18 protein-coding genes are annotated in these 18,354 nt (G+C 68.4%); 16 read left to right on the top strand and 2 right to left on the bottom strand.

The window, feature by feature from the left end; translation table 11 throughout:
- Window positions 1–8: 8 nt before the first annotated feature.
- Window positions 9–734, bottom strand: coding sequence for a DUF8020 domain-containing protein (locus tag IHQ52_RS23165; protein ID WP_006437773.1), 726 nt, complete (start codon window positions 732–734; stop codon window positions 9–11).
- Between the two features lie 320 nt (window positions 735–1,054).
- On the opposite strand from IHQ52_RS23165, the gene hpt reads away from it, so the two are divergent.
- The 9 genes from hpt to IHQ52_RS23120 all read left to right on the top strand — a co-directional run bounded on the left by hpt (window position 1,055) and on the right by IHQ52_RS23120 (window position 9,434).
- Entirely contained in the window at window positions 1,055–1,618 is a 564-nt protein-coding gene (gene hpt, locus IHQ52_RS23160; RefSeq protein WP_024499383.1) for a hypoxanthine phosphoribosyltransferase, read from the top strand.
- 176 nt (window positions 1,619–1,794) lie between these two features.
- Entirely contained in the window at window positions 1,795–4,209 is a 2,415-nt protein-coding gene (gene ftsH / locus IHQ52_RS23155; protein ID WP_006437771.1) for an ATP-dependent zinc metalloprotease FtsH, read from the top strand.
- Between the two features lie 10 nt (window positions 4,210–4,219).
- Window positions 4,220–4,831 carry a GTP cyclohydrolase I FolE gene (folE, locus tag IHQ52_RS23150; protein ID WP_006437770.1) on the top strand — a complete coding sequence of 204 codons (612 nt, stop codon included), beginning with the start codon at window positions 4,220–4,222 and terminating at the stop codon, window positions 4,829–4,831.
- A gap of 38 nt (window positions 4,832–4,869) precedes the next feature.
- Window positions 4,870–5,778 carry a dihydropteroate synthase gene (gene folP / locus IHQ52_RS23145; protein ID WP_006437769.1) on the top strand — a complete coding sequence of 303 codons (909 nt, stop codon included), beginning with the start codon at window positions 4,870–4,872 and terminating at the stop codon, window positions 5,776–5,778.
- A complete protein-coding gene (gene folB, locus IHQ52_RS23140) occupies window positions 5,771–6,142 on the top strand; it encodes a dihydroneopterin aldolase (RefSeq protein ID WP_006437768.1) in 372 nt (123 codons plus the stop codon). Before folP ends, folB begins: the two co-directional genes overlap by 8 nt.
- Window positions 6,139–6,675, top strand: a complete 537-nt coding sequence (folK, locus tag IHQ52_RS23135; RefSeq protein ID WP_006437767.1) for a 2-amino-4-hydroxy-6-hydroxymethyldihydropteridine diphosphokinase — start codon at window positions 6,139–6,141, stop codon at window positions 6,673–6,675. The genes folB and folK overlap by 4 nt, the downstream gene beginning before the upstream one ends.
- The gene (locus IHQ52_RS23130) at window positions 6,672–7,187 is read left to right on the top strand and encodes a DUF3180 domain-containing protein (protein ID WP_006437766.1); all 516 of its coding nucleotides are present in this window, start codon (window positions 6,672–6,674) and stop codon (window positions 7,185–7,187) included. Before folK ends, IHQ52_RS23130 begins: the two co-directional genes overlap by 4 nt.
- A 142-nt stretch (window positions 7,188–7,329) precedes the next feature.
- Complete coding sequence (locus tag IHQ52_RS23125; protein WP_006437765.1) at window positions 7,330–8,496, top strand: DUF6779 domain-containing protein; 1,167 nt, start codon at window positions 7,330–7,332, stop codon at window positions 8,494–8,496.
- Window positions 8,497–8,657: 161 nt separating this feature from the next.
- On the top strand, window positions 8,658–9,434 hold the full coding sequence (locus tag IHQ52_RS23120; protein ID WP_006437764.1) for a hypothetical protein: 777 nt from the start codon (window positions 8,658–8,660) through the stop codon (window positions 9,432–9,434).
- A 24-nt stretch (window positions 9,435–9,458) separates the two neighbouring features.
- On the opposite strand, the gene IHQ52_RS23115 is transcribed toward IHQ52_RS23120, so the two are convergent.
- On the bottom strand, window positions 9,459–10,907 hold the full coding sequence (locus tag IHQ52_RS23115) for a serine/threonine-protein kinase (protein ID WP_006437763.1): 1,449 nt from the start codon (window positions 10,905–10,907) through the stop codon (window positions 9,459–9,461).
- A gap of 303 nt (window positions 10,908–11,210) precedes the next feature.
- On the opposite strand from IHQ52_RS23115, the gene IHQ52_RS23110 reads away from it, so the two are divergent.
- The 7 genes from IHQ52_RS23110 to lysS all read left to right on the top strand — a co-directional run bounded on the left by IHQ52_RS23110 (window position 11,211) and on the right by lysS (window position 18,351).
- Window positions 11,211–12,287 (top strand): Rossmann-like and DUF2520 domain-containing protein, encoded by a 1,077-nt coding sequence (locus IHQ52_RS23110; protein ID WP_040004931.1) that lies wholly within the window; start codon window positions 11,211–11,213, stop codon window positions 12,285–12,287.
- A gap of 92 nt (window positions 12,288–12,379) precedes the next feature.
- Complete coding sequence (gene panC / locus IHQ52_RS23105; protein WP_374978483.1) at window positions 12,380–13,285, top strand: pantoate--beta-alanine ligase; 906 nt, start codon at window positions 12,380–12,382, stop codon at window positions 13,283–13,285.
- Window positions 13,286–13,288: 3 nt separating this feature from the next.
- Window positions 13,289–13,729, top strand: coding sequence for an aspartate 1-decarboxylase (panD, locus tag IHQ52_RS23100; RefSeq protein ID WP_006437760.1), 441 nt, complete (start codon window positions 13,289–13,291; stop codon window positions 13,727–13,729).
- A gap of 26 nt (window positions 13,730–13,755) precedes the next feature.
- Window positions 13,756–14,559: a type III pantothenate kinase gene (locus IHQ52_RS23095; protein ID WP_006437759.1), complete on the top strand. Its 804-nt coding sequence runs from the start codon at window positions 13,756–13,758 to the stop codon at window positions 14,557–14,559.
- A 417-nt stretch (window positions 14,560–14,976) separates the two neighbouring features.
- On the top strand, window positions 14,977–16,098 hold the full coding sequence (locus IHQ52_RS23090; RefSeq protein ID WP_006437758.1) for an FAD-dependent oxidoreductase: 1,122 nt from the start codon (window positions 14,977–14,979) through the stop codon (window positions 16,096–16,098).
- A gap of 153 nt (window positions 16,099–16,251) precedes the next feature.
- Entirely contained in the window at window positions 16,252–16,707 is a 456-nt protein-coding gene (locus IHQ52_RS23085) for a hypothetical protein (RefSeq protein WP_006437757.1), read from the top strand.
- Between the two features lie 81 nt (window positions 16,708–16,788).
- Window positions 16,789–18,351 (top strand): lysine--tRNA ligase, encoded by a 1,563-nt coding sequence (lysS, locus tag IHQ52_RS23080; RefSeq protein WP_051995434.1) that lies wholly within the window; start codon window positions 16,789–16,791, stop codon window positions 18,349–18,351.
- Window positions 18,352–18,354: the final 3 nt, after the last annotated feature.

Below are 18,354 nucleotides of genomic sequence, written 5' to 3'. Positions count from 1 at the left end.
TCAGCGCATCACCGCTTCTTGGGCGGCGTGAACGGCGAGTTGATCGTGTTGAAGTAGTGGATCGCTGCACCGATCAGCGTGCCACCGCCGCCGATGGCGAGACCGACGAGGCCGCCGACTGCAGCCGCCGGCGCGACTCCGGCGAGACAACCCACGACTGGCGCAGCGAGCTGCAAGACCGTGCAAGCGAATACTCCGCCAACGATCGCGCCGATGATTGTGCCGACCAATGACGAGACGCTCGTGCCCGCACTCAGCTGCTGCTGGAAGCGTGTCAGCGCCTGGTCGTCCCGCTCCTGACGGGTCTGAGGTGCGGCGACCTGGTGCCGGGCGATGCCGCGGACCTTCTCCACCTCCACCGGATTCACCGGCACAGCTCGCGCCGCATTCTTGGACGGAATCAGCGTGACTTTGTTTCCGGCCTCACGTGCGTCGATCGGGAATTGCAGGTACTCGCTGCGATAGGCGAGGGGCATGCGGAAAAGCTCCGTGCCGGATAGATCCCGAATCGACAAAGCCCCGTTTTCCGTGCTCGCCGACGCATTGTGAAGGGTCAGTGTCAGCGACGACGCATTCCACGACGCGTCGTAGGTGGGGATTCCGGGTTTCTTCGGTGCTGCCTGTGCGGTACCGGCCAGGGCCGTGATCGCAACTGTGGCAAGAGATATGGCAACGGCGACCAATGTTCGCGTGCGGATACGCGACAAGGCCCCGTCCTGTCGATCTGTTGACATAAGAGATAGAACTTTCCGTGGAGGGGATAGTTCCCCAAGGGGGTGTCGGGGAACTGAGAACGATCGTATTCGCAGGGGGTGACATTCCCTGCATCACCCGCGGTGACACGGGGCTCATTCACGTTCACAAACCACATCGCGTAATAGTCAGGTAATGTTTCACGAGTGGCCGATGTTACTGTTCGTTACCCCACTGTGACGCAGTTGAGCGGGTGGAGTCGTCGTTTAGTACGAACAACTGACACTCGCGTCAGCCCGATGTCGGCCCGCAGTTCGCACCCGTCGTCCATGTGACCCGGGAAACATGACAAGCTGTGAAGGTGCAGTCTGCAGACCCCTATGCCGCTGACATCGATGCTGTTCTGATCACCGAGGAACAGATCCGGCAGCGCACCGTCGAACTCGCCCGGTCCGTCGCCTCCCGTTACGCCGAGATCGAGGACGACCTGGTCCTGATCGGTGTGCTCAAGGGCGCGGTCATGTTCATGACCGATTTCGCCCGTGCCCTGCCGATCCCGTCCCAGCTGGAGTTCATGGCGGTGTCGAGTTACGGGTCGTCGACCTCCTCGTCGGGCGTCGTGCGAATTCTCAAGGACCTCGACCGCGACATCGAGGGACGCGACGTGCTGATCGTCGAGGACATCATCGACTCCGGCCTCACGCTGTCGTGGCTGATGAAGAACCTCGCCACGCGTTCGCCCCGCAGCATCGAGGTGTGCACGCTGCTCCGCAAGCCCGAGGCCGTGCGGTCGCCGGTGCGCGTCGCCGACGTGGGCTTCGACATCCCGAACGAGTTCGTCGTCGGATACGGACTCGACTACGCCGAGCGATACCGGGACCTGCCGTACATCGGGCGCCTCAAGCCCGCGGTCTACAGCAGCTGACCCGTCGGCGTCCACGCGACGCCCGCGCGTCGTGGCGGTGGATCTTCCGCGGGAACGGTTTCACCAGCGTGATCGTTGACCGGTAGCCTCAATGTGTACGTCGATGGGAAGGACATGGGAACGGAGTGGGCGCCGGGACTCGATCCCGCGCGCCGGTCGGACCCCCACCAACTGGCATGAACCGTAAGACAGTCTTCCGCAACCTCGCCATCCTGGCGCTCGTCCTGCTCGCCCTGTGGGGCTGGAGCGTGATGAGCAACTCCGACCGCGAGTACCGGGGCGTCGACACCTCCGTCGCGCTGGAGCAGCTGAACAAGAAGAACACCAAGTTCATCAGCATCGACGACCGCGAGCAGCAGCTGCGCATCGAGCTCAACTCCCCGATCAAGGTCAACGACGCCGACGCGGACAAGATCAGCACCAAGTACCCCGCACAGGCCGGTGACCAGATCTTCGACGCGGTCCAGAAGACCGGCACGAAGTACACCACCAATGTGAACGAGCAGTCGGTGCTCTGGCAGATCCTCATCTTCGTGCTGCCGATGATCCTGCTGTTCGGTCTGTTCTTCTTCGTGATGAGCCGCATGCAGGGCGGCGGCCGCGGTGGCGTCATGGGCTTCGGCAAATCGAAGGCCAAGCAGCTGAGCAAGGACATGCCGAAGACGACCTTCGCCGATGTCGCCGGCGCCGACGAGGCCGTCGAGGAGCTCTACGAGATCAAGGACTTCCTCCAGAATCCGGCGCGCTATCAGGCGCTGGGCGCGAAGATCCCGAGAGGCGTGCTCCTGTTCGGCCCGCCCGGAACCGGCAAGACCCTGCTGGCGCGCGCGGTTGCCGGTGAGGCCGGTGTCCCGTTCTTCACGATCTCCGGCTCGGACTTCGTCGAGATGTTCGTCGGTGTCGGCGCCTCCCGTGTGCGGGACCTGTTCGAGCAGGCCAAGAACAACAGTCCCTGCATCATCTTCGTCGACGAGATCGACGCCGTCGGCCGCCAGCGCGGCGCCGGCCTCGGTGGTGGCCACGACGAACGCGAGCAGACACTCAACCAGCTCCTCGTGGAGATGGACGGCTTCGGTGACCGGTCCGGCGTCATCCTGATCGCGGCGACCAACCGGCCCGACATCCTCGATCCCGCGTTGCTGCGCCCCGGGCGCTTCGACCGTCAGATCCCGGTCGGCAACCCCGACATGGCCGGACGTCGCGCGATCCTCAAGGTGCACGCCAAGGGCAAGCCGATCGATTCCGACGCCGACCTCGACGGTCTCGCCAAGCGCACTCCGGGCATGTCCGGCGCCGACCTGGCGAACGTCGTCAACGAGGCCGCGCTGCTCACCGCACGTGAGAACAAGCAGACGATCACCGCCGAGGCGCTCGAGGAAGCCGTTGACCGTGTGATCGGCGGACCGCGTCGTAAGAGTCGGATCATCAGCGAACACGAGCGCAAGGTCGTGGCGTACCACGAGGGCGGCCACACCCTGGCGGCCTGGGCGATGCCCGACCTCGATCCGATCTACAAGGTCACGATCCTCGCGCGCGGCCGCACCGGCGGCCACGCCCTGGCTGTCCCCGAGCAGGACAAGGACCTGATGACGCGGTCGGAGATGATCGCCCGCCTGGTGATGGCGATGGGTGGTCGTGCCGCCGAGGAACTCGTCTTCCACGAGCCGACCACCGGCGCGTCGTCGGACATCGACCAGGCCACCAAGATCGCACGGGCGATGGTCACCGAGTACGGCATGAGCGCGAAGCTGGGCGCCGTGCGATACGGCCAGGACCAGGGCGACCCGTTCCTGGGTCGTTCGATGGGTGCGCAGTCGGCCTACTCCGCCGAGATCGCCAACGAGATCGACGACGAGGTCCGTCGTCTCATCGAGGCGGCGCACACCGAGGCGTGGGCGATCCTCACCGAGTATCGCGACACCCTCGACGTGCTCGCCACCGAACTCCTCGAGAAGGAGACGCTGACCCGCAAGGATCTGGAGAAGATCTTCTCCGAGGTCGTCAAGCGTCCGCGGATCACCGCGTTCAACGAATTCGGTGACCGGACGCCGAGCGACAAGCCGCCGGTGAAGACGCCGGGCGAGCTCGCCATCGAGCGCGGCGAGCCGTGGCCCCCGCCGGAGGAGGCGAAGGTCGCCGAGCCCGTCGGTGCCGGGTACCCGGGTGGTGCGCAGGTGCCGGGTCAGGTGCCGAACTACCCGCCGATCTACCCGGAGCCGGGTGCTGCTTCGGGAGGGCCGGTTCCGCCGGCGCCGGGGAACCCGAACCCCCACTACCCGAACCCGCAGTACCCGAATCCGCAGTATCCGGGTCCGCAGAACCCGGGTCCCCAATATCCGAATCCGCAGTATCCGAACCCGCAGTACCCGAACCCGGGTCAGTCCACGCCCGCTCCGGGTGGCCCGTACACCGGTGGCACGCGGCCGGACTACGGTGCCCCGCGGGACTGGTCGGCGCCGGGGTGGCCGCCGGAACAGCCCTCGACCGAGCGTCCCGGCTCCAACGGGACCAACGGCTGGGACCGGCGCGGCGAGAACGGGACCACCCGACCGGACAGTGCCGGTGAGGGTGAAAACGGGCGAAGCTCGTAAGGTTTGACGCATGACGATCAGCAAGGGGCACGACGCCGTGGTGGATGGGCACCGATCGGAGTTCGATCAGGCACGTGCCGAGGCCGCGGTTCGAGAGCTGTTGCTGGCCGTCGGCGAGGATCCCGACCGTGAAGGTCTGATCCGCACGCCGACGCGCGTGGCCAACGCCTACCGCGAGATGTTCGCGGGTCTGTACACCGATCCCGACGAGGTCCTCGCCACCACGTTCGACGAGGACCACGACGAACTCGTACTGGTGAAGGACATCCCGATGTACTCCACCTGTGAGCATCATCTGGTGTCCTTCCACGGCGTCGCGCACGTCGGCTACATCCCGGGTGAGTCCGGCCGGGTCACCGGCCTGTCGAAGCTCGCGCGGCTCGTCGACCTCTACGCCAAGAGGCCGCAGGTCCAGGAGCGGCTGACGAGTCAGATCGCCGACGCCGTCATGCGCAAGCTCGGGCCCCGCGGCGTCATCGTGGTGATCGAGGCAGAGCACCTGTGCATGGCGATGCGCGGCATTCGCAAGCCCGGAGCGACCACCACGACCTCGGCCGTCCGCGGAATCTTCAAGACCAGTGCGGTATCCCGCGGCGAAGCCCTCGACCTGATCACCCGGTGAGTCCGGCTGATCTCCCGATGACCCCGTCGGAAAATCGGATGACTTCGTCAAGCGCGGTCCCGGTCGGCGGTGGGAACCACCGCACGCTGGTGATGGGCGTCCTGAACGTCACGGCCGATTCCTTCTCCGACGGCGGCCGCTATCTCGACACCGATGCGGCGGTAGCGCACGGGCTCCAACTGATCGAGCAGGGTGCCGACCTCATCGACGTCGGCGGCGAATCCACGCGTCCGGGCGCCGTGCGCGTCGAACCCGCTCTCGAGGCGCAACGTGTCGCCCCGGTCATCGCCGCCCTCGCGTCGCACGGCGCCACGGTCTCGGTCGACACCATGCGGGCCGACGTCGCGTCCGCCGCCATCGAGGCCGGCGCCGCGATCATCAACGACGTCTCGGGCGGACGCGCCGACGCCGACATGGCGCGGGTGGTCGCCGACGCCGGGCTGCCATGGGTCCTGATGCACTGGCGGCCCGCGGGCGAGAGTTCGGATCGCCGGTTCACCCATCGCAGCGGTGACGTCGGCGGATACCGCGACGTGGTCGCCGAGGTGAGCGGCGAGCTGCTGGCGCAGGTCGACGCCGCGGTCTCGGCGGGTGTCGACCCGGACCGCCTCATCCTCGATCCCGGACTCGGGTTCGCCAAGACCGCCGAGCACAACTGGGCGCTGCTGCATGCGCTGCCGACTTTCGTCGGACTGGGCTTCCCCGTCCTCGTCGGCGCCTCCCGCAAGCGGTTCCTCGGCACGCTACTCGGTCGCGACGGCGTCGACCGACCACCCGCGGGACGCGACGTCGCGACCGCGTCGATCTCGGCGCTGACCGCGGCGGCGGGGGCCTGGGGTGTCCGCGTCCACGATGTGGCGAGCAGCTACGACGCCGTCACCGTCGCCGAGGCCTGGCGTGCGGGTGGCTCACGGACCACGTTCCCGGCAGGAGGATCGCATGGCTGACCGGATCGAACTACGCGGACTGAAGGTCCGGGGCAACCACGGGGTCTTCGATCACGAACGCGCCGACGGCCAGGACTTCTTCATCGATGTCACCCTCTGGCTCGATCTGCGTGCCGCCGCCGACACCGACGATCTCGCCGAGACCGTCGACTACGGTGCACTGGCCCAGCAGGTCGCCGCGATCGTCGGGGGCGAGCCGCGCGATCTCATCGAGACGGTCGGTGCGGAGGTCGCCGAGACGATCATGGCCGACGAGCGCATCTCCGCGTGCGAGGTCACCGTGCACAAGCCGTCGGCACCGATCCCGCTGACCTTCGACGACGTCGCGGTGGTGACCCGCCGTTCCCGGAAGGGCATGCGATGAGTCGCGCGGTTCTCTCGGCCGGCTCCAACGTCGGTGATTCGCTGGGCCATCTGCGGTCGGTGGTCGAGAGCTTCGCCGACGAACTCGTCGCGGTGTCCGCGGTGTACGCGACGCCGCCCTGGGGTGGGGTCGAGCAGGACGACTTCCTCAACATCACGCTCATCGTCGACGGCCCGCTGAGCGCGCGGCAATGGCTCGACCGGGCTGCCGGTCTGGAGCAGTCCGCGGACCGAACCCGTGAGGTCCGCTGGGGACCGCGGACCCTCGATGTCGACGTCATCTCGGTGTCGGACGCCGGACGCGTCGTCGTCGACGACGACGACCCGGTCCTGACGCTTCCACATCCGCGGGCCGCAGAGCGTGCGTTCGTACTCATCCCGTGGCTGGAGATCGAACCGGAGGCCACGTTGTGGACACCTGACGGCGAGCGGTCCGTGCGTGAACTGATCGATGCGCTCGATCCCGACGAGCGGGACGCGGTCCGTGCCGTTGACCGGCTCACCGATGGCCCGGTTGGGGGTGGCACGTCATGACCCGGCCCGACCCGCACCGCCCCGGGAAGGACGACGAACAGACCGGCCTCGGTCCCACCCGCATCCGCGACCTCCTCGTCATCGCCGCGGTCACCGCCATCGCCGCGTGGATTCTGGTGCGGTACAACTACAACGACTTCCCGCCGCTGCCCCTGCTGGCCGGGATCGTGCTGTACGTGCTCGCCGCGCTCGAGGTCGTCATCGCCTTCGTCGTGCGGTCGCGGGTGGAGTCCCGCGACGTGGGTCGTGCCCGTGGGCAGCTTCATCCGCTGACCGCGGCACGAGTGCTGGCCCTGGCCAAGGCATCTGCCATCCTCGGGGCGATCGCCGTCGGGGTGTGGACCGGTCTGCTGGCCTTCCTCCTCGGCCAGCAGGATGTGGCGGCCGCCGACCACGATCGTCCCGGCGCGATCGTGGGCTTGATCGGCGGCGTGCTGTTGGTGTGCGCGGCGATGTGGCTCGAGTACTGCTGCCGGGCTCCCGACGATCCGCCCGCCGTCGGCGATTCGTGACTTCGGCTCCGTGCGAATGGCGTGGGTCGGGAGCGGATGTCGCCGAGTGGACCGATCATGGGCGACATAACACGTCGCCGATATGAGAAACTCCGTGCCCGCTTGGCCTCTGAATGTACTCACAGCGGGTAAGTTCACGATCATGACGACCTCGAACGGCCGTTCTGCCGACTCGCGACGCTCCAGTCGGTCGGCGGCGCAGTGGCTGCTCGGTCTGCTGATCGTGCTGGCTCTGGCGGCCAGCGTGCTGATGGTCTTCACCGACCGCCTGTCGATCCTCGGTTCGCTGGCGGTCATCGCGGCATTGTGGGCGGCGGTCATCGGCGCCATCCTGGTGACCAAGTTCCGGCGTCAGGCCGAGAGCGCGGAGGCGAAGAGCCGAGACCTACGGCTGGTCTACGAACTGCAGCTCGAGCGTGAGATCGCGGCGCGACGTCAGTACGAGCTCGACGTCGAGACGACCATCCGCAAGGAGGTCACCGCCGAGTCCAACGAGGAACTCTCCGAGCTGAAGGCCCAGGTGCTTGCCCTGCGTTCGAGTCTCGAAATGCTTCTCGGAGAACCGCTTCCGGATCAGCGTGCCGCGCTGTCGAGTGAGAAGATGCGTGAGCTCGCCTCCGGATTGTCCGGAACCCACGCGGGTTCCTTCGGCGGCGTCCCGCCCTACAGCTCGGCCTACGACGACGACGGTCTGCTCGCCGCCCGCGACTTCGCGGCCACCGCGCCGACTGCCGACGACGGCCGGCACACGGAGCCGGTCGATCCGAACGAGATGACGGAGGTCATTCCGGTCGTCACCGACGAGCCGATCTCCGGTCGCATCGCCACCGAGGTCCCCGTCGAGGAGGTCGACCAGCATTCCGCCGGTTCGGCGCCGTTCGCCGCGTACACCGACGAGGCCCCGGCAGCCGACACCTCCGTCGCCGAGGAGGTGTCCGATGCGGAGGTCGTCGACGACGCGCACGGTGCCGCCGAGTCGGGCGCCTACACCGACGAGACGCCGACCGACGAGTGGGCGACCGGTGCGAGGACCGGGCCCGAGGCCGGGTCTCGCGAGCCGACTCCGGCTCCGGCGGAGGAAGCGTCGGCGGCTTCCGATGTCGAACCTCCCGCATTCCTCGCTGCCGGCGGTCGGCACGAGGGGAGTGCCGGACGCCCGGCCGCGGCGTACGGCGGTGGTCGACGCCGACGCGGTGCCGACGACGACTCCGAGTCGGCTCATTCGGCTGGCCTCCCGGTCTCGGAGCTACTCAGTCAGCTGCGGCAGCAGACCGGTTCGAGCGGCGGCCGCCGGCGCCGCGACAGCTGACGCCAGACGACGCCGGTACGACGGATTTCTGCTCGTCAGAACCCGATTCGGGCAGACGATTTCCGGGATTCGTATCAGTTTCGTCATCCGGTCGGATCACTTCTGTGACATGGGTGCGAATTCGGTTCCTCGAAGTTGGACGATCGCCCTAGAATGCGGAAATGAGGGGAGCTCTGGCGGGCGGTACGTCCGGTCTGGTCGACCGGGCCACCGCTCTTGCGCCCGTCCGCCGAACCGATCGCGGCACGGCGGTCAAACGAACGCTGGTGAGTGCCTCGCTGTTCCTGCCGGTCCTCGCCTGGTGGCCGATGGTGTTGTGGCTGTTCACCTTCGACCCGCTCAACGAGACCCCGTTCCCCGAGTACTACGCGGACTATGTCGCCAACGGACCCGCGACGAGCCTGATCCTGATCTGGGTGCTCACGGCGTTGATGCCCGTCTACATGGTCCTGGTGCTCGCGTTCTGGTCACGGAGTGTCGTCCGCGCGGCGTTCGCGGTCCCCATCGGCGCGATCGGAGCACTGGGTTTCTGGGGCGGTCAGATACCGGTCCTGGTCAGGTCGGGAGAGTACGGGATTCTCAATTTCTGTTCCGATCACATGCCGGCGTGGGTCGTGTTGCTGATCGTCGCGTGGTCGGTCGCACGTCGCCGACAGTTCTGGTGGGTGCTCGCGATTCCGGTCATCGCATTGCTCGCCGTCAACGCCTACGCGGGGTGGGCCGCGAATCCGGTGGACGCGATAGTGGACGGCACCGGTCACCTGCTGGGTGTGCCCGCGTCCAGGGTCCTCGACCCCTTCTCGCCGCGTTTCCGGTCGCCGTTCGACGACACCGTCGACATCATCGCCGGTGTGGTGACGCTGTGGATCGTCGACGCGGTGTTCGGTGCGCTGTCACGTCAGGGACGGCCGGAGCCGACGACGTACGACGAGCGGTGACCTCGCGGACGCCGAGCGGGCTCGTCAGAATTGCAGGGCGATCGCCCGGCCGATGACGAAGCCGAGGAACCCGAGACTCAGCAGCATCCCCAGAACGGACAATGTCTGTGCCAGTCGCGCCGCCGACGAGGCACGACCACGTCCGGCGAGATACCAGCCCGCGACGCCCACCGGAAGGCCGAAGCCGCCGACGAGGCTGAGCGGCACCGAAGCGATTCCGCAGGCCAGCGACGCCGTCGTGAGTCGCGCCGCCTCCGCCCCGGTCGGACGAGGGTCGATCACCACGAGGTCGCCGGAGGCCCGGATCATCGTCGACTCGAGGGCGGGGCCGGGGACCGTCTGCCCCGGGAGCTCCGAATAGGCCGTCGCCGCGGGGAACCCGTGACCGTGTGAGGAGGACGAGGGCACCTGTCCGGTCTCGGCGGGGGCGGGATCCGATGGTCCGGCGGGGGTGATCGGTACCGCGGTGGTGCGCACCATCGCGGCCCCGGTCGGAGGCGAGGTGCCTCGGTTCCGCATCGTCTGGGTCTGCGGCGGAACCGGAGTGCTCCCTCCCGTCCGGGAGCGGGACGGGATTCCTGCACCGACGCGCCCGGCGGGGGCGGGGAAGAAGCCGGTGGTGTCGACCGCATACCGGAACTCCGCGGCGAAGGCGCCCGCCGAGGGTGGCCGGTCCGCGGGGTTCTTGGCGAGCCCGTGGCGCACCGCCTCGGACACTGACGGCGGGAGGCCGGAACGCAGGGACGAGACGTCCGGTGGCGGTGTCGTGAGGTGATGGTGGATCATCATCATCGGCGTCCGTCCGGTGAACGGCACAGTGCCGGTGAGCAATTCGAAGATGCTGCACGCGAGCGAATAGACATCGCTGCGGGCGTCGAGCGTCTCGGCCGACAGTTGTTCGGGTGAGGAGTAGGGGAACGAACCGAGCACCAGATTGGCCGAGGTCAGCGAGGTTCCCCCGTCGGTCTGGCGGGCGATCCCGAAGTCGGCCAGTCGAATACGACGCTCCTGAGAGTCTCCGGAGTCGGATTCGGTTGCGCTGATGAGGATGTTGGCGGGTTTCACGTCGCGGTGCAGAAGGCCGTGTCGGTGCGCATGGTCGAGGGCGGCGCCGATCGAATCGCTCACCGCCGCGACGTCGTCGAGGGGGAGACCTCCGGGGGACGCCTTGACGAGAGCCGCCGCATCGGTCCCGGGCACGTACTGCATCGAGATCCACAGCCGGCCGTCGACCTCACCGCGGTCGTAGACGCTCACGATGCACGGGTGGTCGAGCTGCGCGGCCAGGTCGGCTTCGCGGGTGAAGCGTGCACGGAACGTCGGGTCGTTGGACACGTGTTCGGCGAGGACCTTGATGACGTCGAGGCGCGGGAGCCGGGGGTGCTGCGCGAGGTAGACCGCGCCCATGCCACCGGCACCGATCTTGCGCATGATCGTGTAACCGGCGAACTGAGTACCCGCTTCCAGGCTCATCTGCGGACTCCCTGAGGTCGGGCGTTGGAGCGATGACACGCCTCGGACGGCCTCAGAGTACGCCGGTTCGGGCCAGGTCACAGCGGGGTACGTCGAGCGTCGGACACCGGCGAGGCCGCCGCGCGACACCGGTGGAGGACCGTCATGCCGGGTGACACCTGTCACACAGCTGGCTCGGACCGCGGTGAGAGTCCTACCCTGGCTCTGCAACGTCTGGTACCCGTGCCGACGCCGCTGAGGAGTAAGGCTTCTCCCCGCGGAATCCGGCGACGACGGGACTGGAACGAACCACGGAGGACAGCGGTGACCTCACCGATCGGTGATCCCGGCGTGCCGTTCGCACGGCAGGCCGGCGGCGACGACGCTTCCGGCACTCATGCCGGGCACTCGCTCGGCAGCTCTGCTGAGGACGCTTTCGGCGATCGCCCGTATCCGGTTCACCCCGACCCTTTTCCCGGCACGTCCAATCTGCCCGCACCCGCCCGCCTCACCGTCGGCATCGTTTCCGCCGGACGCGTCGGGACCGCACTGGGCGAGGCCCTGGAGAAGGCCGGCCACGTCGTCGGCGCGGTCGTCGCCCGGTCCGCGGAGTCGCGCGCTCGAGCAACGCAGCGCCTTCCGGACTCCGAGATCCTCGACCTCGGCGCCGTCGTCGCCCGCTCGGAACTGCTGCTGGTCAGCGTGCCCGATGCCCAGTTGAGCGCGGTGATCGACGAGATCGCGGCGTCGGGTTCGCTGCGCCCCGGCACGATCGTCGCGCACACCGCCGGTGCCCAAGGGGTGGACATCCTCGCGCCGGTGACCTCGCGTGGGGCGCTCGGGCTGGCCCTGCACCCGGCGATGACCTTCGTCGGCACCGCGGAGGACACCGCGCGCCTGACCAACGCCTGCTTCGCGGTGACCGCCGCCGACCCCGTCGGGGAGGCCATCGCGTCGTCGCTGGTCCTGGAGATGGGCGGGGAACCGGTGCGGATCGCCGAAGCCGACCGCACGCTCTACCACGCGGCGCTCGCGCATGGTGCCAACCACCTGATCGCGCTGATCTCCGACGCCGTGGCCGCGCTGAACGCCGCCATCGACCATTCCGGACGCGACGTCGCGACCGTCGACGGGAGCGGCGCGCGACTCGCCGAACGCATCCTCACCCCGCTGGTCACCGCGTCGTTGAGCAACGTGCTCGAACTCGGACCGTCGGCGCTCACCGGTCCGGTGGCACGCGGCGACGCCGCCGCCGTTCGACGACACCTCGCCGCGCTCCGCGCCGTCCCCGGCGGCTCCGGCGAACGCGGGATCGCCGAGGCCTACCGCACGATGGCTCGTCGCGCCGCGGCGCGCACCGACGCGCCGGCCGCACTTCTCGACCTCCTGGAGGGGCGATGACCCGCACCGAGGTCACCGACCCGACACCGCCTATCGAAGGAGATGCTGTGAGTGTCCCGCCCGATGAGACGCCGACCTACAGGGCCGGTCAGATGACGGTGCACCGTGAACCGGCGACCCTGACCCGGGTGACCAGAACGCTGCGCGCCGCGGGCAAGCGGGTGGTGCTGGTCCCGACCATGGGAGCGCTGCACGCCGGACATCTCCAGCTTGTGCGCGCGGCGAAGGCCAAGGGCAACACGATCGTCGTGGTCTCGATCTTCGTCAACCCGCTTCAGTTCGGTGCGAACGAGGACCTCGACGCGTACCCACGCACCCTCGACGCCGACCTCGCGCTGCTCGAGTCGCTCGGCGTCGAACTGGTCTTCGCGCCGAACGCTGCGTCGATGTACCCCAACGGGCAGCGGACCACGGTGCACCCCGGCGGGGCCGGTGCGATCCTCGACGGCATCTCCCGCCCGACGCACTTCGCGGGGATGCTGACAGTTGTCCTCAAGCTGCTCAACATCGTCGGACCCAATGCCGCCTACTTCGGCGAGAAGGATTATCAGCAGCTCGTGCTGATCAAGCAGATGGTCACCGACCTCGATCTCGACGTCGAGATCGTCGGGGTCCCGACGGTCCGTGAATCCGACGGGCTGGCGATGTCCTCGCGCAACCGCTACCTCAGCCCGGAGCAGCGGGAGCTGGCCACGACGTTGTCGGCCGCGCTGGTGGCCGGGGCGCATTCCGCCGAGGGCGGCCGGGACGCGATCGTCGCGGCGGCGCAGGCGGTGCTCGACACCGTGCCCGAGATCGACGTCGAATACCTGGCCCTCCGCGGCCGCGCACTGGAGGACGCCCCGGAGAAGGGCGCCGCCCGGCTGCTCGTCGCCGCGCGCCTCGGACCCGCCCGCCTCATCGACAACGTCGGCGTGAACGTCGGAGGCCTCGCCGCACTCGAAGAAGAACTCTCCGGACCCGCAACCACATCCACGACCGACACAGGGGGACACTGACCCATGCTGCGCACCATGATGACCTCGAAGATCCACCGCGCCACCGTGACCCAGGCGGATCTGCACTACGTGGGGTCGGTGACGATCGACCAGGATCTGCTCGACGCCGCGGGTCTGCTCGAGGGTGAACAGGTCACCATCGTCGACATCGACAACGGTTCCCGACTGGTGACCTACGCGATCGCCGGGGAGCGCGGCAGCGGTGTCATCGGGATCAACGGCGCCGCAGCACATCTCGTTCACCCCGGGGATCTCGTCATCATCATCGCCTACGGCATGCTGAACGAGGCCGAACTGGAGGCCTATGCGCCGCAGGTCGTCTTCGTCGACGACCACAACCGCATCCTCGAATCCGGTGACGACCCGGCGCATGCGCCGGAGGGTTCGGGTCTGCTCGACCCGCGGCAGTTCGACGGCCCGGTCTTCGCCGACTCCGCGGTCTGACACCGACGAGCGACCCGGAGCCACCGATGCTGCTCGCCGTCGACGTCGGCAACACCAACATCCACCTCGGCGTCCACGCCGGAGCAGGGGATCACGCGCGATTGGTGCGCGATTGGCGTATCCACACCGACCCGAACTACACCGCCGACGAACTCGCCTGGGTCTTTCGCGGCATGCTCGGCTCGGACATCGAGCAGGTCACCGGGGTCAGTGCCCTGTCGACGGTGCCCTCGTTGCTGCGCGAGCTGCGGGTCATGCTGCCCCGTTACTTCGGCGACGGCCCGCACGTCCTGCTCGAACCCGGCGTGCGGACAGGTGTGCCGCTGCTCGTCGACAACCCGAAGGAGGTCGGTACCGACCGTGTCTCCAACTGCCTTGCCGCGCATCATGAATACGGCGGCCCCTGCATCGTGGTGGCCTTCGGGACCGCGACCGTCGTCGACGCGGTGTCGGCGAAGGGTGAATTCCTCGGCGGCGCCATCGCGCCCGGCGTGAACCTGGCGGTCGAGGCGCTCTCCGAGCACACCGTGACCGTGCGCAAGGTCGAGTTGATGCCGCCACGAAGCGTGCTCGGCAAGAACACGGTCGAGGCCCTGCAGTCGGGCATCCTCTACGGATTCGCCGGCCAGGTCGACGCGCTCGTCGATCGCGTCTGCGACACCGTGCCCGGCTTCGACGGCGACGACGTCACCGTGGTCGCCACCGGCTACCTGGCCCCGCTGATGTTCGACGAATGCCGGTCGCTCACCGACCACCACCCGCACCTCACCCTCGAGGGGTTGCGGCTGGTGCATGAGCGGTCCAAGGCCAACCCTCGTCGGGGCAAGTAGGACCCGGACATCGCGTTGACTGAGCCGAGGGAGCGCATCCCTCGCTGCCTGATCCGGAAGGACCCCACACCAGCGGTCCGTCGGGGCACTCCGGACCGGTGCGCGCCGGAGCGATGTCGCATGCGACCTCACTTCTTTCCCGCTGACGCGGGCCCCGAGGGTGAGGTGAGCCGGCTTCGCCAAGCCGTTCATGACGTGCGGCAAGCGGCTGAGGAACTCGTCCCCGTGAGCACCCACGAAGGGCACATTTCCCTCGGAAGCCACTGAGATGGACGCGAAGTCACCCCACCCGACCCACTGTGCGGCATCCACACCCGCAGCCCAGTTCCCGGCACCAGTGGTACACGATGTCAACCGAAGTCCTACAGCCACAGCGATGGTCGACCCGTCATTCTTCTCCGTGTGGAGAGGTCTGGGATGAAGGTCGTCATCGTCGGTGCAGGCATCGCGGGGTTGTGCACTGCTGCCGGGTTGTCGTCGATGGGCGCGGAGGTCACGCTGCTCGAGCGGTCGGCGGAGGTTCGTGGGGGAGGTTCGGGACTCAGCCTGTTCGGCAACGGGCTCCGCGCGCTCGAAACGCTCGGCCTCCGGGCGGCGGTTCCCGACGCCGTCGGGGTTTCACCCACCGTGAACGGAACACGTCGCGCCGACGGACGTTGGCTCACCCGCTTCGACCCGTCGGCGATCGGGCAACTCCGGGTGGTGCGCCGCGGCGATCTCCACGAGGCGCTCCTCGGCCGGCTCGGGTCGGGCGTGGAGATCCGGACCGGAACCGCGGTGCGTGAGGTTCGTGACGGGTCGGTCCGGCTCGAGGACGGCACGTCGATCGACAGCTGTGACCTGGTCGTCGGAGCCGACGGTCTGCGGAGTCGGGTACGGCCCGCGGTCGCCGACGACCCGGGTGTGGCCTACCGCGGATATGTCGCGTGGCGAGCCGTCACCGCACGGCCCGTCCACCTCGACGCGGCGGGCGAGACGATGGGACGCGGTCAGCGGTTCGGCATCGCCCCGCTGCCGGACGGACACGTCTACTGGTTCGCCTCCGTCACCTACGGGCAGAGTGGCGAGCCGGGTGGTATCGACGAAGTGCGGCAACGGTTCTCGGGGTGGCATGCACCGATCGGGGAGATCCTCGACGCGACCGATCCGACGGACGTCGGAGTGTTACCCATCGAAGAACTGGCGCGTCCGTTGTCCACCTTCGTCCGGGGCCGGCGCGTGCTCGTGGGCGACGCCGCGCACGCCATGACCCCGAACCTCGGCCAGGGGGCGAACCAGGCCATGGAGGACGCGGCGACCCTGGCCGCGCTGCTCGGGCAGGGCGGAGCAGGCGTCGACGAGGCCCTGCGAACCTACGACCGTCTACGACGGCGTCGCACCCGACGCATCGCTCGCCAGGCGTCGGTGATCGGACGGGTCGGTCAGTGGCGGTCGGGACCCGCGGTCCGCCTGCGCGAGCTGGCCCTGCGGGCGGCCCCCGATGCGGCACTCGACCGCCGGCTGCGGCGCATTCAGGATTGGCAACCACCGGTGCGGTAGTCGTCACTCGAGTCTGGTCCCAGGCGCGCAGCTGTGGCATACTCGTCGCCGTGATCAAGAGCTGTCAGGAGTGTTGTCAGGGCTAGTACCGCATCTGCGGCTGCCCTCCTTCGCGCTCCCCGCTCGTTTTCGATCACCCGAGGACTCCCTCTCATGACCGCTTCGGTTGCTACCCCTGTTCTGTCCCGCACCACCTTCGCCGCGACCGCGCCCATCGTCGCTCCGGCACCGGCCGCACCCCTGTCGCTGCAGGTCGGCGACTATGCGGAGGCCGTCGCCGAGGGCGCGACACCCGTGGACGTCCGCTCGCATCGCCGACGCCAGGTCGACGGCGCACTGTTCGGCGCACTCGCCATCGACGCCGTCGAGGTCCTCGACCGGCTCACCCCCGGCACCCCCGAGTCGCTGACCGCGGCGCGCACGGATTCCCGCTGGATCCTCGTCAGCGAGGACGGCCACGAGGCCGAGTGGCTGGCCTGGCACCTGCAGGCGAGGGGCATACACGGCGCGGTGTTCGTCGTCGGCGGGCACCGCCGGATGCGCCAGGCCAAGGTCAACGGTCGCCTCCGCGCAGACGAACTCGCCGTCATCTCCGCGCACGAGAGCTGAAACCACTGGCGGTCTGTCACCGCTGTCACAGCGACTGCGGCGAGTTGGGAGTCGGTGACCGGCACCGATAGGGTGCGTGGGGTGAGTGACAGCCCGACCACCGCCGCTTCCGCCGCGGCCGCGAAGACCCCGGACGCCGACGACCAGACTCCCGAGCAGTTGCGAATCCGCCGCGAGAAGCGCGAGCGCATCCTGTCCGAGGGCCGCGAGGCATACCCGGTCTCGATTCCGCGCACCCACTCCCTCGGCGAGATCCGCGCCGCCTACCCCGACCTCGAGGCCGGCACCGAGACCGGCCGGCACGTCGGTGTCTCCGGGCGCGTCATCTTCCTGCGGAACAAGGGCAAGCTGTGCTTCGCGACCCTCCAGGAGGGTGACGGCACCCAACTGCAGGCGATGGTCAGCTTCAACGGCGTCGGCGAGGAATCGCTGGCCCGCTGGAAGTCCGACGTCGACCTCGGCGACATCGTCTTCATCTCCGGCGAGGTCATCAGCTCTCGCACCGGCGAGCTGTCGGTGATGGCCGATGGTTGGCAGATGGCGTCGAAGTCGTTGCGGCCGTTGCCGGTTGCCCACAAGGAGATGAACGAGGAAACCCGGGTGCGGCAGCGCTACGTCGACCTCATCATGCGTCCGGAGGCCCGTGACAACGCCCGGACCCGCATCCAGGTGATCGCCGAACTCCGTGCGGCGCTGGGGCGTCGAGGGTTCCTCGAGGTCGAGACCCCGATGCTGCAGACCCTGCACGGCGGTGCCGCGGCGCGTCCGTTCGTGACGCACTCCAACGCCTTCGACATGGACCTCTTCCTGCGCATCGCGCCGGAGCTGTTCCTCAAGCGCTGCGTCGTCGGCGGCATCGAGCGCGTCTTCGAGATCAACCGCAACTTTCGCAACGAAGGCGCCGACTCCACCCACTCGCCCGAGTTCGCGATGCTCGAGACCTATCAGGCCTACGGCACCTACGACGACTCCGCGGTCATGACCCGTGAGCTGGTGCAGGAGGTTGCGCAGGCCGCCCTGGGTACCCAGACCCCGATCATGCCCGACGGTTCGACGTACGACCTGTCCGGCGAGTGGACCTCCCTCGAGATGTACCCGTCGCTGTCGGAGGCGCTCGGCGAGGAGATCGTGCCCGCGGGTGCGCCCGGGGAGACCACCGTCGACCAGCTGCTGGCGATCGCTGATCGTGTCGGCCTGGAGGTCCCCAAGGGCAAGGGCTACGGCCACGGCAAGCTCGTCGAGGAACTGTGGGAGCACATGGTCGGCGAGAAGCAGACCCGGCCGGTGTTCGTCCGCGACTTCCCGGTCGAGACCTCGCCGCTCGTCCGCGCGCACCGGTCGGTGACCGGCGTGGTCGAGAAGTGGGACCTCTACGTCCGCGGGTTCGAGCTGGCCACCGGCTACTCGGAGCTCGTCGACCCGGTGATCCAGCGTGAGCGCTTCATCGACCAGGCACGACTCGCCGCCGCCGGTGATGACGAGGCCATGGTCCTGGACGAGGAATTCCTCACCGCGATGGAGTACGGCATGCCCCCGACCACCGGAACCGGCATGGGCGTCGACCGTCTGCTGATGGCCCTGACCGGTCTCGGAATCCGCGAGACCGTCCTGTTCCCATTGGTCAAGCCGCTCCCTCGCGGCTGACCG

This window comes from Gordonia amicalis (assembly GCF_022059885.1).
Lineage (GTDB): Bacteria > Actinomycetota > Actinomycetes > Mycobacteriales > Mycobacteriaceae > Gordonia > Gordonia amicalis.
The sequence above is the reverse complement of the archived record's forward strand: the minus strand, read 5'-3'. Positions and strand labels throughout refer to the sequence as shown.

Excerpts from the sequence above, each read along its gene's own strand:
- IHQ52_RS23165 (WP_006437773.1), bottom strand. The coding sequence starts at position 734 with ATGTCAACAGATCGACAGGACGGGGCCTTGTCGCGTATCCGCACGCGA.
- ftsH (WP_006437771.1), top strand. The coding sequence starts at position 1,795 with ATGAACCGTAAGACAGTCTTCCGCAACCTCGCCATCCTGGCGCTCGTC.
- folE (WP_006437770.1), top strand. The coding sequence starts at position 4,220 with ATGACGATCAGCAAGGGGCACGACGCCGTGGTGGATGGGCACCGATCG.
- folP (WP_006437769.1), top strand. The coding sequence starts at position 4,870 with ATGACTTCGTCAAGCGCGGTCCCGGTCGGCGGTGGGAACCACCGCACG.
- folB (WP_006437768.1), top strand. The coding sequence starts at position 5,771 with ATGGCTGACCGGATCGAACTACGCGGACTGAAGGTCCGGGGCAACCAC.
- folK (WP_006437767.1), top strand. The coding sequence starts at position 6,139 with ATGAGTCGCGCGGTTCTCTCGGCCGGCTCCAACGTCGGTGATTCGCTG.
- IHQ52_RS23130 (WP_006437766.1), top strand. The coding sequence starts at position 6,672 with ATGACCCGGCCCGACCCGCACCGCCCCGGGAAGGACGACGAACAGACC.
- IHQ52_RS23125 (WP_006437765.1), top strand. The coding sequence starts at position 7,330 with ATGACGACCTCGAACGGCCGTTCTGCCGACTCGCGACGCTCCAGTCGG.
- IHQ52_RS23120 (WP_006437764.1), top strand. The coding sequence starts at position 8,658 with ATGAGGGGAGCTCTGGCGGGCGGTACGTCCGGTCTGGTCGACCGGGCC.
- IHQ52_RS23115 (WP_006437763.1), bottom strand. The coding sequence starts at position 10,907 with ATGAGCCTGGAAGCGGGTACTCAGTTCGCCGGTTACACGATCATGCGC.
- panC (WP_374978483.1), top strand. The coding sequence starts at position 12,380 with ATGACGGTGCACCGTGAACCGGCGACCCTGACCCGGGTGACCAGAACG.
- panD (WP_006437760.1), top strand. The coding sequence starts at position 13,289 with ATGCTGCGCACCATGATGACCTCGAAGATCCACCGCGCCACCGTGACC.
- IHQ52_RS23095 (WP_006437759.1), top strand. The coding sequence starts at position 13,756 with ATGCTGCTCGCCGTCGACGTCGGCAACACCAACATCCACCTCGGCGTC.
- IHQ52_RS23090 (WP_006437758.1), top strand. The coding sequence starts at position 14,977 with ATGAAGGTCGTCATCGTCGGTGCAGGCATCGCGGGGTTGTGCACTGCT.
- IHQ52_RS23085 (WP_006437757.1), top strand. The coding sequence starts at position 16,252 with ATGACCGCTTCGGTTGCTACCCCTGTTCTGTCCCGCACCACCTTCGCC.